The sequence below is a fragment of the Virgibacillus sp. NKC19-16 genome (genome assembly GCF_021560035.1).
In the GTDB taxonomy this organism is placed as follows: domain Bacteria; phylum Bacillota; class Bacilli; order Bacillales; family Amphibacillaceae; genus Virgibacillus_L; species Virgibacillus_L salidurans.
Window position 1 is genome coordinate 2,092,824 of sequence record NZ_CP074373.1, and the last position, 16,701, is coordinate 2,109,524.

The window sequence follows — 16,701 nt, forward strand, 5'->3', positions numbered from 1 at the left end:
TTAAGTAATAGCTTTTTATAGTGAGTGGCAAAAGCTTTTTAACCCTTAAAAATTTATCTTTTAACGACCAAATTTTACCTTCACTAGCTAGTTTAACATGTTTTCAGGATTTATTATATCTTTTTCTATTGATTATGACAGAGACTGTTTTTATTTTACATTTTCACTTATATATTGCTCCACAAAACGGAGTGCTGCGTCTATTTTTTCTGGATCTTTTCCGCCAGCTTGGGCCATGTCCGGGCGTCCGCCACCACCGCCACCGCAAATACTGGCCGCCTGTTTGATCAGGTTACCTGCATGGAAACCACGATCTATTAAATCCTTTGATACACCCGCAGCCAATTGTACCTTTTGATTATTTTCCGCAGCCAATAATATGATGCCTGAATCAAGCTTTTGTTTTAAATCATCCACCATGTTCCTCAGCTGGTTCATATCTTTTACATTTACCTGAGTAGCGAGTAAGTTTACATCACCTGCTTTTTTCACTTGATTCAATATAGCTGAAGCTTCTACGTTAGCGAGCTTGGCACTCAATGACTCATTTCCCTTTTGAAGGGTCTTTATTTCCTGGAACAGGCCTTCAATACGTTCCGGCAGATTTTCTTCATTCGTTTTAACTAATTGTGCTGAGTCCTGCAGTAAGTTTACTTTATCTGTTAAAAATTCATAGGCATGCTTACTGGTAACAGCTTCAATTCTTCTTATCCCAGCACCTATACCACCTTCAGAGACAATTTTAAACAAACCGATTTCGGATGTGTTTTGAACATGTGTGCCTCCACATAATTCTATACTGTAATCCCCAATTTGTACAACCCGTACGATATCTCCATATTTTTCTCCGAATAATGCCATTGCCCCCATCTCTTTTGCTTCTTCTATTTTTTTATTATCAATAAAAAGTGATAGGGAGCTCCATATTTTTTCATTTACAATTTGCTCAATTTCTTGTAAAGCCTCTTTTGACACAGCAGTGAAATGGGAGAAATCAAAGCGTAATCTGTCAGGTGTTACGAGTGAGCCCGCTTGATTAACATGGTCGCCGAGCACATCCTTCAGTGCTTGATGCAAGAGATGTGTTGCCGTATGATGCTTAATAATAGACGTGCGGAATCTGCTATCAACTATTGCCTTTACCTGATCTCCCGTAGAAGGCACTCCGTCCTTTACAGTCATACGGTGAACATGTTGTCCCTTAGGAGATTTCTGTACATCTTCAATATAAGCAGACGCATGATCTGCATAAATCCAGCCTTTATCGGCTATCTGACCACCGCTTTCAGCATAAAACGGCGTTTCCTTAAGAAAAATAAATACATCATCGCCCGCATTAGCTGATTCTACTTCTTCTTTTCCATTTATAATGGCTTCGATTCTGGTTTCTATCTCTAGGTAATCATAGCCGATAAACGTACTATCTACATCTACTTCACTTAAAATACCTTCCTGTACTTGCATGGAATCAACCTTCTGGCGTGCATTTCTGGCCCGCTCACGCTGCTTTTCCATTTCAGTATTGAAACCTTCTTCATCAATGGTAAAGCCTTGCTGCTCGACATATTCTTCGGTTAATTCCTTAGGAAATCCATACGTATCATACAAGCGAAAAACTTCTACACCAGGAAAGACAGTACTTCCTTTACTTTTTTCTTTTTCTATAATAGATGTTAATATTTCGAGTCCATCATTTAGGGTTTCATGAAAACGTTCTTCTTCCACTCTTACAATATTTTCAACAAATTCTTTTTGTTTTAAAACCTCTGGATAGAAATCTTTCATAATTTCTCCAACCGTTTGGACTAACTCATGCATGAATGGTTTCTCTATACCGATTTCTTTTGCAAAACGAACAGCTCTTCGAAGCAATCGCCGTAACACATAACCTCGTCCCTCATTTGATGGAACTGCCCCATCAGCTATAGCAAAACTTACGGTACGAATATGATCTGCAATTACCTTGAATGCCGTATCACTTTCTACTCCCTTTCCATACGTAGTTGCTGCTAAAACTTGAGTTTTGCGAATAATAGGCATGAATAAATCTGTTTCAAAATTTGTTGGTTTGTCCTGAATTACGGAAACCATTCGTTCCAGACCAAGACCGGTATCAATGTTCTTCTTAGGAAGTGGGGTATACGTGTGATCCGGATTATGATTAAACTGGGAAAACACTAAGTTCCATATTTCCAAATAGCGTTCATTTTCTCCGCCAGGGTAAAGCTCTGGATCACTTGGATCATCCCCATATTTTTCTCCGCGGTCATAGAATATTTCCGTATTTGGTCCACTAGGCCCCTCACCAATATCCCAAAAATTCTCTTCCAAGCGTATAATACGTTCCTTTGGAATTTGGATATCATTTAACCAAATATCATAGGCCTCATCGTCCTCAGGATGTACTGTCACGGATAATAATTTATCATCAAAGCCTATCCATTTCTCACTGGTTAAAAACTCCCAAGCCCATTCAATCGCCTCTTTTTTAAAATACTCACCGATGGAGAAATTCCCAAGCATTTCGAAAAACGTATGATGTCTTGCCGTATACCCTACATTTTCAATGTCATTTGTACGAATTGCCTTTTGTGCATTGACAATACGCGGATTATCCGGAATAATGCGACCATCAAAGTATTTCTTTAAAGTTGCTACCCCACTGTTTATCCACAATAATGTTGGATCTTCCTTAGGGACCAATGAAGCACTTGGTTCAACACGATGTCCTTTTTCTTTAAAAAAATCAATAAACATTTGCCTTACTTCAGCCGATGTTAACTGTTTCATTTATTACCCTCCTTATAAAACATTGAAAATAAAAGATGTTGTCTAAAAGATTGGGACTGCACCAAAGGTTCGGCCCACCAAAAACATTTGTTGCTATTGCACAAAGGATATAAACTGCCTTGTATCTTGATATGCCTGTAATCCACTGCTACGGAAATACACTTCGCTCACCCGAACGGCGATTATAGCAAACAACACTTACGCTACAGTTTCTAGCAACTGCGAAGATTAAAAGCAACAATACTTACGAAAAGAGCCAAAATAAAAAATCCCCTCCCTGTATCACTACAGGGACGAGACAAGCGCGGTACCACCCTAATTATGAACAATAAAAAATTATTCATCACTCAGTCATGTTAACGGTATGAAACCGACGGGTATTAACCGTACTCCAGTTTAGCTTTCCATGACTCTGCATTTAGGATTTTTTCCAGCCAAATGAAAATCCCTCTCTTTAAACCGAACGCCACGTACTCATAACCTTCAGGGCGCATTAACTTATATAATCTTAGCGATAGTATAAGAAACTTTTAGACGAATGTCAATCAATACTGCGTCTCATTGCTAGGATATGTTCTGTGACCACCTTACCTATTGTTAATAGAGGTACGGCGACAATCAACCCAATGACCCCAAACAAATCCCCACCTAATAATAAAGCAAATATAATCGCGATTGGATGGATATTAATACTTTTCCCGACAATATATGGTGATAACAAATTCCCTTCAATAATCTGGATAACTAATATCGCAATACTCACAAATATAACTAATTCCCAGGACGTTGTAAGCGCAATAGCCACCACTGGAACGGCTCCTATAATTGGTCCGAAATAAGGAATAAGATTAGTAATCCCCATAATAATTGCTAACAACAGCGCATAATTTATGTTTAAAAACTGGAAAACAATCCATGTTGCTAGACTAACAAATAACGAAACAAGTAATTGCCCACGTATATAATTTCCCAAGCTCTTATCAATAGCATAAACTAGTTCTCCTGTCTGCGGCCGATATTTCCTCGGGATAAATTTCTTAAAGTAATCCTTTAGTTTATGATAATCCTTCAGGAAATAAAATACGAGTACAGGGATGACAGTAAGAAATATAATCGCATCAAAAATCCTTGTAACGCCACCGACTAGTTTATCCAATATATTTTCCAGCCCAGTCTCAACCCTTGTGATCAATGCGTCTATCTTATCATGAACTGCCTCCGGTAAAAATGATGTGTATTCATATAACTGATAAATGAGATTTTCGTACATATCAATTAAAACGGGCAATTGCTCATTTAAATCCTGTAGCTGATGGATTACAGCAGGATAAACACGGTAAATTAAATAAGCTGAACCACCAAGAAATAATATATAAATGGAAAGTATAGCTAATCCTCTTGGTATATTGTAGTTATGCAATTTTTTTATGACGGGGTAAAGAAGATAGGCGATTAACAGCGAAACAAGAAATGGAGATAACAACCGCAATATAAATGAAAAAAAGGCTCCATATAATGGGAACAGATTAACAAGTAAATAGATAAATAAAAAAACAAAAATACCGGTGATAAGCCAGTAAAGAAAACGTATTGCTTTTTTATTTTGGATCATATAAATCTCCCCTTAGTACAAAAGTGATTTTGCTTTTGCAGCTAAAGGTTACCATTGCATTTTTCTTTCTTCTTCAGAAAACAGATCATTAAGAGAACTCAAGGAACCATCCGCTTCTACTTGATGGATTGTTAATTCATTATTGATCACAGACATCTCAATAAAACACGTCCAGCAATAATAGTCTTGTGTACCAATTTTGCCTATATCCTTCCCATTACAATTCGGGCAACGCATCATACATATAAACTCCTCTATTAAATAAATTTATTATGTTATGCTAACCCGTTTTTTTATAAAATATACATTTAATCATAGAAAATCACATAAAATCGTATGGCGTAATTTCTTTTTCGGTTTCTGACTCCTCCACCAACGCTTGCGGAAGACCCGCGATCCTTTCTGTTAATTGTTCTTTTAAATTTGTATATCGCTTATTAGTATCCATTGTCCGTACGCCTCGCAGGAATGCTTGCTCTTGTCCGCAAATAATCAGTGACTCTTTGCTTCTTGTAATTGCTGTATAGAGTAGATTTTTACGAAGCATGCGATTGTAAGTGGAAGCAACCGGCAGAATAACAATTGGGAATTCGCTGCCCTGTGATTTATGAATCGACACACAATACGCATGCATGATATTCACATAGTCTTTACGCTCATAAACCACTTCTTTATCTTCAAATAATATGACTATTTGTTCAACGTTTTCCTTATTTTCATCTTCCTCAAATATAGCAGCTACTTCTCCGATATCTCCATTATAAACCCCATGTTCCGGTTGATTAACAAGTTGCAAGACTTTGTCACCAACCCGGTAGATGACCTCGTTAAATTTTACTTCCCTTCTTCTGGATGTCTTAGGATTAATCAACTGCTGAAGCTCTTTATTGATCATTGTAATCCCTGCTTTTGTTCGATACATTGGTGCTAGCACTTGAATATCTTTGACGTCAATTCCTTTTTCCATTGCTCTTGAAAAAATGGTCATAATCACGTCAAGCATCTGTTGTTCATTACATGGAATAAAGCTGAAATCTTTATCATTTTGCAATGTTATTTCAGCATCATTTTTAATTTCATGCGCAAGATGAATGATTTTGGAACCTTCTTTTTGACGGTATACCTCATGAAGGCTAACAAATGGTATGCGTTCACTCTTTAATAAATCAGATAAAACCTGACCTGGCCCCACCGAGGGAAGCTGGTCTTCATCACCAACGATTAGGACTTGCATGTCATCCGGTATTGCTTTGAAAAGATTATTGGCTAACCAAATATCTACCATGGAGAATTCATCAATAATTAAAAACTTTCCTGACAGCGGCTCATTTTGATTTTTTTCAAATCCATTCTTCCCATCCCAGCCTAGCAGACGATGGATGGTGACAGCAGGAAGACCTGTGGATTCAGTTAAACGCTTTGCAGCACGTCCTGTTGGTGCTGTTAAGACAAAAGGGAACGGTGTTTCACTGTCATAATCACTAGGGTCCAGCGTGAGACTATTAATGGTCGCATACGCATTAAGAATACCTTTAATAACCGTTGTTTTGCCTGTCCCCGGTCCTCCTGTCAGAATCATAACTTTAGAGTGCAGTGCTTGATTAATAGCCGCAAACTGTTCTTTCCCATAACTTAATACTTCGCTATCCTCTATATCACCGATTATTTTCATTAATTCAGCTAAAGGAACATTCTCTTCCATCGGTTTATCGATAACCCTATTTAAATGGGATGCAAATCCGTCCTCAGCATAGTAGAGTGATGGCAGATAAATATTTTCATCCTGGATAATAATGCGTTTCGTTGTATTTAAATCATTCAATCTATCAATGATTAATTCCTCGGATAAGGAATTATTCGAAAGCAAATCAAGCATTTGTCTAACACAATGCTTTAGTGGTAAATAAACATGTCCATCCTGAATGCTTTTCTGCAGGACATAAATACACCCGGCACCAATGCGGTTTGGATGTGACAGAGAAAGACCGTTTTGTCTCGCTATCTCGTCTGCAGTTTGAAACCCAAACCCTTCAATATCGAAAACATACTGATACGGATCCTCTTCCAAAATAGAGATTGCATCTTCTTTATATTCTTGAAATATTTTCTGGGCCATTTTTAAACCTATACCGTACTTGGATAAATAGACAACAATTTGCTCAAAGCCTTGATTTTCCTGGAGACTCTTAGCCAATATGTCTGCTGTTTCCTGTTTTAAACCGGGGACATCTGCTAGTACGTCAGAATTGTTTAGGATTTTGGACACCGCGCCCTCACCCAAATGTTTTACAATTCGACTAGCTGTCTTTTTCCCAACGCCATAAAATAAATCACTGGAAAGATAGGCAATCAGCCCGTCCTTCGTATCCGGAATATACGTTTGATAGGACAAGACTTTATATTGCAGGCCGAACTTGGGATGTCGCTCGAAATCACCATAGAAGTAATAGGCTGTTTGTGTTTGAAGATTAGAAAAGTACCCTTTGGCAACAATTTCTTTTTCCTTATACTCCTCATTCGTATCCTGAACATTGATTTTTGCAATAGAAAAATGCTCTTTTTCATTATGAAAAATCATATAGAGGAGCTCGCCTTTTATATATCCTTTTTCTTCATTAGATTGCCTGTCTAATCCCATCAAAACAACCCCAAATCTCGCGTTTCTTATTTCATTGCTTCTTCCACATTTTTCTTTCCGTTCGCTGCCAGCAAATGATCTGGTTGTATACGTAACGCCTCATCAAAATGCCTTAATGCTTCACTTACGTTTTCATTAAATAAAGCAATAACCCCCAGATTATAATGTGCGTCACTATGCTCCGGATTCTTTTTCAACACTTGCTTAAAAATGGGTTCAGCCTCTTTAATGTGATCACTTTGTGCAAGTGCAAGTCCATATTGAAATTTCACTTCTTCATCTTCCGGATCCAGTTCTGTTGCTCTTAGAAGATATGGCAAAGCGAGTTTATAGTGTTCTTGATGTTGAAGTGTCATTCCCAGCAGGTAATACACATCACTTTCTTCAAGCCCTAATTCAATCGCCTTTTGGAAATTTTCCTGTGCTTTTGGGTAGATTGATTCTTCGAAATAAAGATTTCCAAGTCCATAATAGGCTGTAGCTGCATGTGAATCTAAGCTGATCGCTTTTTCAAAAAAACGCTGTGCACGAGTCAGGTCACCCGCATGCAATAGTAAATTACCAAAATTAATATAGCCAACCGGATCGTCAGGATGTTCTTCGATTATCTCTGAAAAGATACCGGCAGCCTCTTCATATTTATTTTCCTTCATATAATTAATAGCCTGTTCGTTTTTATCCATGAAAAGAACCCCTTATTTACCCAACATAATCAAGTGATTTATTATCTTTCAAGATTTCATCTATTGTTCCTCCGCCAAGACAAATATCACCATCATAAAATACAACTGCTTGTCCTGGTGTAACAGCACGTTCTCTCTCAGCAAAATCAACATATACCTTCCCATCTTCGAGCAAGGTAACTTTTACATCACTGTCTTGTTGACGATAACGGAATTTTGCCGTACACGTGAAGTTGTCTTTTATTATATCCGAGTTGATCCAATTCACATCTGTAGCGATTAGTCCATCTGAATATAACTTATCATTAGCAAATCCTTGTTCCACATATAGTACATTTTCCTTGAGATTTTTTCCAACAACAAACCATGGATCACCAGAACCGCCAATTCCAAGCCCTTGCCGCTGACCTAACGTATAATACATCAAACCATCATGATTTCCCTTTACAACACCATCCATTGTTCTCATTTCGCCTGGTTGAGCAGGTATATATTCTTTTAAGAAATCTTTGAAATTACGTTCACCGATAAAACAGATTCCTGTACTATCTTTTTTGGTAGCTGTGACGAGTTCATATTCAAGTGCAATTTCTCTAACCCTTGATTTCGGTATTTCCCCTAGTGGAAACATTACTTTTTCCAACACATCTGCTGAGAGTTGGTTCAGGAAATATGTTTGGTCTTTATTATCGTCAACACCGCGTAGCATTTCATAGCGACCGTTATTATTTCGGACACGTGCATAATGTCCTGTTGCTAAATAATCTGCTCCCAAGGAAAGTGCATGATCGAGAAACGCTTTAAATTTAATTTCCTTATTACAAATTACATCGGGATTTGGAGTCCTGCCTGCTTTATACTCATCTAAGAAGTACGTAAACACTTTATCCCAATACTGTTTTTCAAAGTTAACTGCGTAGTACGGAATATCCAGTTGATTACATACCCGAACAACATCATCAAAATCCTCTGTCGCTGTACACACGCCAAATTCATCGGTATCATCCCAGTTTTTCATGAAAATACCAACAACATCATACCCTTGTTCTTTCAATAGTAATGCAGCTACGGATGAGTCGACGCCACCGCTCATCCCAACTACAACTCTTGTATCTTTATTGCTTTTCATTTAAATCACTTTCCTTTATGAACTTAATCGTTTTATAATTTTTGAAACTCTTCTTGCTGCTTCTTTTACATTTTCCGTTGTATTATATATACCAAAGCTAAAACGAATTGAATTCGTTGTACATGCATTATTTTCACCAAACATCGCGGACAGAACATGAGATGGCTCTACAGAACCGGCAGTGCATGCACTTCCACTAGATGCAGCAATTCCTTCCAGATCTAGATTAGTTAATAGGGTTTCCACATTCATACCCAGGAAACTTACATTCACAATGGAAGCTATCGTTGAATCATAGTCACCATTCACTTCAAAGTCAATGTTATTTATTCTTAATTCTTCCAAAAACGCATCCTTATAACGTTGATAATTTTCTCTTCTTTCTTCCTTGTTCTCCATTGCCAGTTCAACCGCTTTTTTAAAACCAGTTGCTCCTACTACATTTTCGGTCCCCGGCCGACGTTTTCTCTCCTGTTCTCCACCAAATTGCAGCGCATTTAATTTAACATCTTCAGCTACATATAGAAAACCAATCCCCTTGGGGCCATTAATTTTATGAGCTGACACGGTTAACATATCTATTCCAATAGCCTTCACATCTATATCCATCAGACCAAAAGCTTGTACCCCATCTGTGTGAAAATAGGCTTGATGACTATTCAGCAATTCGCCAATTTCTTCAATTGGTTGAACAACCCCTGTCTCATTATTTACGAACATGATTGAAACAAGTATCGTCTTATCTGTTAATGCTTCTTTTAGATCAGCTAACGCTATTTTTCCATCTTCATAAACAGGTAAATACGTTACTTCAAAACCCTGTTTTTCCAAGTTTTCTACTGTGTGCAGTGTTGCATGGTGTTCTATTCTGGTTGTAATAATGTGGTTCCCTTTATGCCTATTACCCATTGCAGTGCCAATAAGTGCCAAGTTATCAGCCTCTGTTCCTCCACTTGTAAAAATGATTTCTTTTTCATTCGCATGGATGCTACTAGCCATTACACGCCTTGCCACATCCAATTGCTGTCTTGCTTTTCGACCAAAGGCATGAACACTGGACGGGTTACCAAATACTTCCGCGTATACCGGATACATGGCATCAATCACTGCTTTATCCATTGGGGTTGTTGCCGCATGATCCATATAGATTTGTTCCATAACTACATTTCCTTCCTATTTCTAGAGGTCAGATGCCGGAAGTCAGATTAGTGAAATCAGCGAAATAGCCGATTTCACTAATCTCAATTTCTTCCGGGATTTTAACTTTCTTATTAAATGGCTCTTTTCGTACGCAATGTTGCTTAAAATTTATAAACTGTGACGTATCTTGAAATTAAGATTAATGCTTTTTACCCCGCTACAGAAATACATTCCGCTTTCCGCGGGCGGCTGGTGAGCCTCCTTGTGCTGGCGCACTGCGGAGTCTCACCGAGGCCTTTCCTCCCGCCGGAGTCTCCATGTATTTCCTCCGCTAATGTTGTGTTTACTGCCTTTAAACTGCATTAGTAATCAATATTCAAAACATAACCTCCCCACCAGTTCGGGGTCAGCGAAGGGTTATGTCTCAGTTTATATCTTTTGTGTCACAACAAAACTTTTAAAAACAGCATATTAAATATAAAACATATATGCTTCCTGTGGTCTATCATCATTATGATGACTTAAATCATCCAAGGTTGTCGTATCAAGCACGTCTTTTACTGCATCACGGATTCGCATCCACAGTGCCTGTTTTGCCGGCTCTTCATTTTCGATTCCTTCTACTGGTGTGATAGGACCTTCTAGCACACGAATAATATCTCCGGCCGTAATTTCCTTTGGATCATTTGCTAATACGTAGCCCCCGTATGCACCGCGAACACTTTTGACAAGGCCTGCGTTACGGAGTGGTGATGCAAGCTGTTCTAAATAATGTTCTGACAGGTTATTCTCATGTGCAATCGACTTAAGTGATGTCGGGCTATTTCCATGTTTTTTTGCTAAAGCAATCATTATCGTTAAACCGTATTTTCCTTTGGTTGAAATTTTCAATACATACACCTCTATTATTCATTCAATTCATTTCATTATCAGTAGACATTTAATACATGATATTATAGCATGAAATCACTACTTCTTGCATTTTATCAGTATTAAATGAACAAACTATTATTTTTATAAAGGAAGTTATGAATGAAACAAACACCACTTGCCTTAGCTATGAGGCCTGCACATATAGAAGATATTATCGGTCAGGAACATCTTGTTGGTGAAGGTAAAATTTTAAATCGTATGGTACAAGCAGAACGCCTAGCCTCCATGATATTATTCGGCCCACCCGGGACTGGAAAGACATCTATGGCAGTAGCATTAGCAAAAAGTCTGGACATGCCAGTAAAGATGCTTAATGCTGTTGCTGATAAAAAGAAAGATATGGAGATTGTTGTTGAAGAAGCAAAAATGATGGGACAGGTTGTTCTGGTTTTAGATGAGGTTCATCGACTGGATAAGGCAAAACAGGATTTCCTGCTCCCCCACCTGGAAAGTAATATAGTTACATTGATCGGCTGTACAACAAGTAATCCATATCACTCAATTAATCCTGCAATCAGAAGCAGATGTCATCTCTTTGAATTACATCCATTAAAAGCTTCTCATATACATACTGCAGTAAATCGTGCGATGGAAGATACAACAGACGGTTACGGAAATAAAAACCTGATGATCACAGATGAAGCAATGGATCATTTTGCCGGTAGTGCAAATGGGGATATACGTGCAGCCTTAAATGGACTTGAATTAGCCGTTTCTTCCACACCTAAAAACCAGGAAGGTCAAATTGTGATTAATTTGGACACAGCCGAGGAATGTATGCAAAAGAAAAGCTTTTCACATGATAAAGGAGGAGATGCGCACTATGATGTTCTGTCAGCTTTTCAAAAGTCGATTCGCGGCAGTGATGTTGATGCAGCTCTCCACTACTTAGGCAGATTAATTGAAGCAGGAGATCTGGAGTCTATTGCACGCCGTATGATCGTAACAGCATATGAAGATATCGGTATTGCCAGTCCACAAGCCGGTCCTCGCGCGGTTGCGGCCGTTCAGGCAGCAGAGCGATTAGGCTTTCCAGAGGCGAGAATTCCGTTAGCTGTAGCCATTGTGGAATTATGTCTATCACCAAAATCAAACACAGCTTATAAAGCCCTTGACGCGGCATTAGCTGATATTCATAGTGGAAAAAGCGGGGAGGTCCCAGCACATTTAAAAGATTCACATTACCAAGGGGCCAAAGTACTCGGCAGGGGCAATACCTACCAATATCCGCATAACTATGAGAACAACTGGGTGAATCAACAGTATCTACCTGATTCTATAAAAAATAAACACTATTACCACCCAAAAAATTCAAGTAAATTTGAAAAAGCTATCAAACAAGTTTATGAAAAAATTCAGCATGATAAAAACAAGTAGGTATAATTCCTTTTTCATATGGTAATAATACGTAGTAAATATCAAATCTATGTAATTATGTTATCAGAAAAAGGAGTTGAACATATTGGTGAAAGTCAGACAGGATGCCTGGTCACATGAAGATGATCTATTATTGGCAGAAACAGTTCTGCGCCACATTAGAGAAGGCAGCACACAGTTAAATGCATTTGAAGAAGTCGGTGACAAATTAAATCGTACATCAGCAGCTTGCGGATTTCGCTGGAACGCAGAAGTTCGTATGAAATACGATAATGCTATTGATCTTGCAAAAAGGCAGCGTAAAGAGAAGAAACGGGCTATGCTAGGAACAACACAACAATCAAGAAAAAGAGTATCACTTCCTCAAAATAACGAGGAAGACACAATTGATGAAGAAGCAGATACGCATACAATTCCTGTAATAGAAGAGCCTTCTATTACCATGGACATGGTTATTAAATTTTTACGGGAAGTCAAAAAAGACTATCATGCTTCCAATCAATCAAAAGCATCGCTTGAGCACACACAAAAAGAGAATATGGAATTGAAAGAGCAAGTACAATCACTGGAGAAACAATTGGCACAGACGGAAAAACAGCTGTCTACAATTCAGGAAGATTATCAAGTATTTATTCAAATCATGGAAAGAGCCAGAAAAATGACTGTTCTTGATGATCAGGGAACAATGCCAACACCGGCATTCCGTATGGACAAAAATGGGAACTTGCAGCAATTGGCGCAAGGTTCCAATTAACTTTAAAAAACGGACTATGTTGTTACGCTCAAATAGCGGAGAACAACGTAGTCCGTTTTTATTTATGTATACTATTAATCCCGATCGTGCCGTCCAGTTGTAAGTTTTGATCCCGCTTTAGGCAGGTGGGTGCTTTGTTCTATGTTTGTTATGCTTCCTCGGATTAAGTAAAACAAGGCATGCACGCAACATAGAAACTAAACAAGCTCCCAAGTATATAGGTGTTCGGTCAAAACACTTATCATAAACGAACACATCAGGATTAATAGTATCTTCAATTAGTTTGTAAATTTATCTTAACATAGACCCGATTTTTTATCAATAAGATACAGTTATTTTTTCGGTTTCAACTTAATACCCAATTCATCCAACTGTGTATTTGCCACCTCACCTGGTGCATCTGTTAATAAGTCAGATGCTGAGGCTGTTTTCGGGAATAAAATGGTATCACGTAAATTCGATCTGCCAGCCAGTAGCATAACTATTCGATCTAATCCCAGTGCTACCCCTCCATGTGGTGGCGCACCGTATTCCAATGCTTCAAGTAAAAAACCGAATTGCTCACTTGCTTCTTCTTCCGTAAATCCAAGGACTTTAAATAGTTGATTCTGCAGTTCTTTTTTATGAATTCTAATAGAACCTCCGCCCAATTCATAGCCATTTAATACAAGGTCGTAAGCATTCGCACGGACGTTTCCTGGATCTGTAGTTAATTTATCAATATCCTCTTCCACTGGTGATGTAAACGGATGGTGGGCAGCGAAATACCGCTCAAGTGACTCGTCATACTCCAGCAAAGGCCAATCTGTTACCCATAGGAAATTGAATTTCGACTCATCAATTAGATTCAGCTCTTTTCCAAGCTTCAAACGCAAGGCCCCGAGGCTGTCATATACAACCTGTGTTTTACCTGAGCCAAAGAGTAATAAATCGCCATCACTTGCATCAGAAGCAGAAATTAAACCTGCCTTTTCCTCATCAGACAGAAATTTAGCTATAGGCCCTTTCAAGTCCTGCCCTTCCACTTTTATCCAAGCGAGACCCTTGGCACCATATATTTTTACAAATTCGGTTAGCTTATCAATGTCTTTGCGGGAAAAATTTTCTGCTTGTCCTTTTATATTCAACAAACAAACTTTCCCGCCCGATTCGATGGCACCTTGAAACACCTTAAAGGTAGAATTAGCGAGAACATCGGTTACATGGATCAATTCCAGGCCGAATCTTGTATCAGGTTTGTCTGAACCAAAGCGTTCCATCGCCTCATCATATGGCATTCTTTTCAACGGTAATGATATATCAATACCCTTTGCTTCTCTTAGCGCATGTTTCATCATTTCTTCGGTCATTGTCATTATTTCATCACTTGTTTGGAAAGATGTTTCAATATCAATTTGCGTAAATTCCGGTTGGCGATCCGCACGTAAATCCTCATCTCGAAAACATCTTGCAATTTGATAATATTTCTCAAAACCACCCATCATGATCAACTGTTTGAAAAGCTGTGGTGATTGCGGTAATGCATAGAACTCTCCAGGATGAACACGACTGGGAACGAGATAATCACGTGCTCCCTCTGGTGTACTTTTTGTTAAAATCGGTGTTTCCATTTCCAAAAAACCGTCATTATTTAGAAAGTTGCGCACTGCTTGTGTTGTTTTATGACGAAGCTTAAACGTTTCTTGCAGAGCATCTCTACGTAAATCAATGTAGCGATATTTCAGGCGTAAATCTTCAGAAACATCTGTATCATCCTCGATAAGAAATGGCGGTGTTTTTGATTTATTTAAAATCGTAATATCTGTTGCAATCACTTCGATCGTTCCGGTTTTCATTGCTGGATTAATGGTAGTTTCATCACGCTTTAGAACCGCCCCTTTTATTTCAACAACGTATTCCGTGCGAACCGATTCAGCTATTTCCAAAGCTTGTGCTGATGCATCTGGCTTAAAGACAGTTTGAACAGTTCCGGATTTATCGCGCAGATCAATAAAAATAAGGTCGCCTAAATCACGACGAGTTTGTACCCATCCTTTTAATAGCACCGTTTGATCAACATTCATCTCATGTAATGTTCCAGCTAATATACGTTCACTCATTGATTTTTCCTCCTAGAAGCTTTTCCTGCATACGTTCAACTAACTGTGACATAGGGATCTCTTCTTGTTCCCCAGTGTCCATTGATCTTACATTGACGATTTGTTTCTCCAACTCATCCTCACCTAAAATCAAAACATATTTTGCCTTCCATCGGTCGGCAGCTTTAAATTGCGACTTCATTTTACGACCCTGATAATCTTTATCTACTTGAATGTTACTTTTTCGTAATTCATGAACAAGTCGAACGGCTTCCTTTTCAGGTTGTTCTCCTACAGCTACAAGGAAACAATCCAATTGCTTATCAGTAGGAATTTCCCTTCCCTCTGCTTCCAGGGCCATTAGCAGACGTTCAAGACCCATGCCAAAGCCAATCCCGGGAGTTCTAGGACCGTCAAATTCTTCAATAAGTCCATCATATCTGCCGCCCCCTGCTAAGGTAGTAATCGCCCCAAATCCTTTTGCTTCACTCATGATTTCAAAAGCTGTGTGATTATAATAGTCTAATCCCCGAACAAGATTTGGATCAACAACGTAGCTAATCCCCATCAATGTCAAATAATCCTTTAACACTTCAAAATAACGACTGGACTCTTCATTCAAATAATCCAGAACGGAAGGAGCGGTTTTCATGGCAGGATGATCCTGATCGGTTTTACAATCTAAAATCCGCAATGGATTCTGCGTCAATCGAATCTGACAATCATTACAAAGTTCATGCTTATGTGGTGTGAAGTGATCTACCAGTGCCTTGCGGTGACTATTTCTGCTTTCTTTATCACCCAATGAATTGATAACTAATTTTAAGTTTTCTAACCCCAACTCCTGATAAATTGTCATTGCCAAGTCAATGACCTCAGCATCTATCGCCGGATCAGCACTCCCTAATACTTCCACACCGAATTGATTTAACTGACGCATTCTCCCTTTTTGCGGGCGTTCATAACGGAACATATTCATAAAGTAATACAATTTCACCGGCTGATTAGGATCACCAAATAATTTATTTTGTACAAAAGCTCGCGCAACCGAAGCCGTCCCCTCTGGTCTAAGTGTTAAACTTCTTCCACCCCGATCTTCAAATGTATACATCTCTTTTTGAACGATATCCGTTGAATCCCCTACACCACGCTGAAAAACTTCCGTATGTTCAAATAATGGTGTACGTATTTCATTAAAATGGAATCTGTGACTCACCTTTTTAATGTGATCTTCAACATACTGCCATTTCAAAGCATCTTCTGGTAAAATATCTACCGTGCCTCTTGGCGCTTTCATATCCATCTAATTACCTCCTTAGGTTACTTTTTTATACAGAAAAAACCCCCATCCCCTATAAAAATAAGGGACGAGAGTTTACCCGCGTTGCCACCCTGATTGATGCTAATGCATCCGCTCTACACAGATAACGCCTGCAAAACGTCTATACCTACTTTTTATTCGATATAAAGCCTTGGGAATGTCTTTCATCGAATCATTATGTAAAAATGCTCTCAGCCTATGGCATTTTCTCTCTTTTCATATGGGTTTCAATTACTTTTTCCTTCT

At 38.6% G+C, this 16,701-nt stretch carries 12 protein-coding genes, 1 other RNA gene and 2 other annotated features (1 of these 15 cut by a window edge); of the genes, 2 read left to right on the forward strand and 11 right to left on the reverse strand.

Annotation, left to right across the window (positions count from 1 at the left end; all coding sequences use genetic code 11):
• Positions 1-150: 150 nt before the first annotated feature.
• The 8 genes from alaS to cymR all read right to left on the reverse strand — a co-directional run bounded on the left by alaS (position 151) and on the right by cymR (position 10,883).
• The gene (gene alaS / locus KFZ58_RS10855) at positions 151-2,790 is read right to left on the reverse strand and encodes an alanine--tRNA ligase (protein ID WP_235791332.1); all 2,640 of its coding nucleotides are present in this window, start codon (positions 2,788-2,790) and stop codon (positions 151-153) included.
• 286 nt (positions 2,791-3,076) lie between these two features.
• Positions 3,077-3,286, reverse strand: a binding site (T-box leader).
• A 45-nt stretch (positions 3,287-3,331) separates the two neighbouring features.
• A complete protein-coding gene (locus tag KFZ58_RS10860) occupies positions 3,332-4,402 on the reverse strand; it encodes an AI-2E family transporter (protein WP_235791333.1) in 1,071 nt (356 codons plus the stop codon).
• 48 nt (positions 4,403-4,450) lie between these two features.
• A complete protein-coding gene (locus KFZ58_RS10865; protein ID WP_235791334.1) occupies positions 4,451-4,642 on the reverse strand; it encodes a YrzR-like zinc ribbon domain in 192 nt (63 codons plus the stop codon).
• 82 nt (positions 4,643-4,724) lie between these two features.
• Entirely contained in the window at positions 4,725-7,040 is a 2,316-nt protein-coding gene (recD2, locus tag KFZ58_RS10870; RefSeq protein ID WP_235791335.1) for an SF1B family DNA helicase RecD2, read from the reverse strand.
• 26 nt (positions 7,041-7,066) lie between these two features.
• Positions 7,067-7,723, reverse strand: coding sequence for a tetratricopeptide repeat protein (locus tag KFZ58_RS10875; RefSeq protein WP_235791336.1), 657 nt, complete (start codon positions 7,721-7,723; stop codon positions 7,067-7,069).
• 16 nt (positions 7,724-7,739) lie between these two features.
• A complete protein-coding gene (gene mnmA / locus KFZ58_RS10880) occupies positions 7,740-8,852 on the reverse strand; it encodes a tRNA 2-thiouridine(34) synthase MnmA (protein WP_235791337.1) in 1,113 nt (370 codons plus the stop codon).
• Positions 8,853-8,867: 15 nt separating this feature from the next.
• Entirely contained in the window at positions 8,868-10,010 is a 1,143-nt protein-coding gene (locus tag KFZ58_RS10885; RefSeq protein WP_235791338.1) for a cysteine desulfurase family protein, read from the reverse strand.
• Positions 10,011-10,463: 453 nt separating this feature from the next.
• Complete coding sequence (cymR, locus tag KFZ58_RS10890) at positions 10,464-10,883, reverse strand: cysteine metabolism transcriptional regulator CymR (protein WP_235791339.1); 420 nt, start codon at positions 10,881-10,883, stop codon at positions 10,464-10,466.
• A gap of 141 nt (positions 10,884-11,024) precedes the next feature.
• Here cymR and KFZ58_RS10895 point away from each other — a divergent pair, with 141 nt between their 5' ends.
• Positions 11,025-12,302, forward strand: coding sequence for a replication-associated recombination protein A (locus KFZ58_RS10895; protein ID WP_235791340.1), 1,278 nt, complete (start codon positions 11,025-11,027; stop codon positions 12,300-12,302).
• Between the two features lie 85 nt (positions 12,303-12,387).
• Positions 12,388-13,056: an RsfA family transcriptional regulator gene (locus KFZ58_RS10900; protein WP_235791341.1), complete on the forward strand. Its 669-nt coding sequence runs from the start codon at positions 12,388-12,390 to the stop codon at positions 13,054-13,056.
• Positions 13,057-13,129: 73 nt separating this feature from the next.
• Here the strand turns inward: KFZ58_RS10900 and ssrS are convergent.
• The 3 genes from ssrS to hisS all read right to left on the reverse strand — a co-directional run bounded on the left by ssrS (position 13,130) and on the right by hisS (position 16,437).
• A non-coding RNA gene (ssrS, locus tag KFZ58_RS10905) (6S RNA) lies at positions 13,130-13,322 on the reverse strand.
• 66 nt (positions 13,323-13,388) lie between these two features.
• Positions 13,389-15,155, reverse strand: a complete 1,767-nt coding sequence (aspS, locus tag KFZ58_RS10910) for an aspartate--tRNA ligase (RefSeq protein ID WP_235791342.1) — start codon at positions 15,153-15,155, stop codon at positions 13,389-13,391.
• A complete protein-coding gene (gene hisS, locus KFZ58_RS10915) occupies positions 15,148-16,437 on the reverse strand; it encodes a histidine--tRNA ligase (RefSeq protein WP_235791343.1) in 1,290 nt (429 codons plus the stop codon). The genes aspS and hisS overlap by 8 nt, the downstream gene beginning before the upstream one ends.
• Before the next feature lie 57 nt (positions 16,438-16,494).
• Positions 16,495-16,701: a binding site (T-box leader), on the reverse strand; it runs 10 nt beyond the window's last position.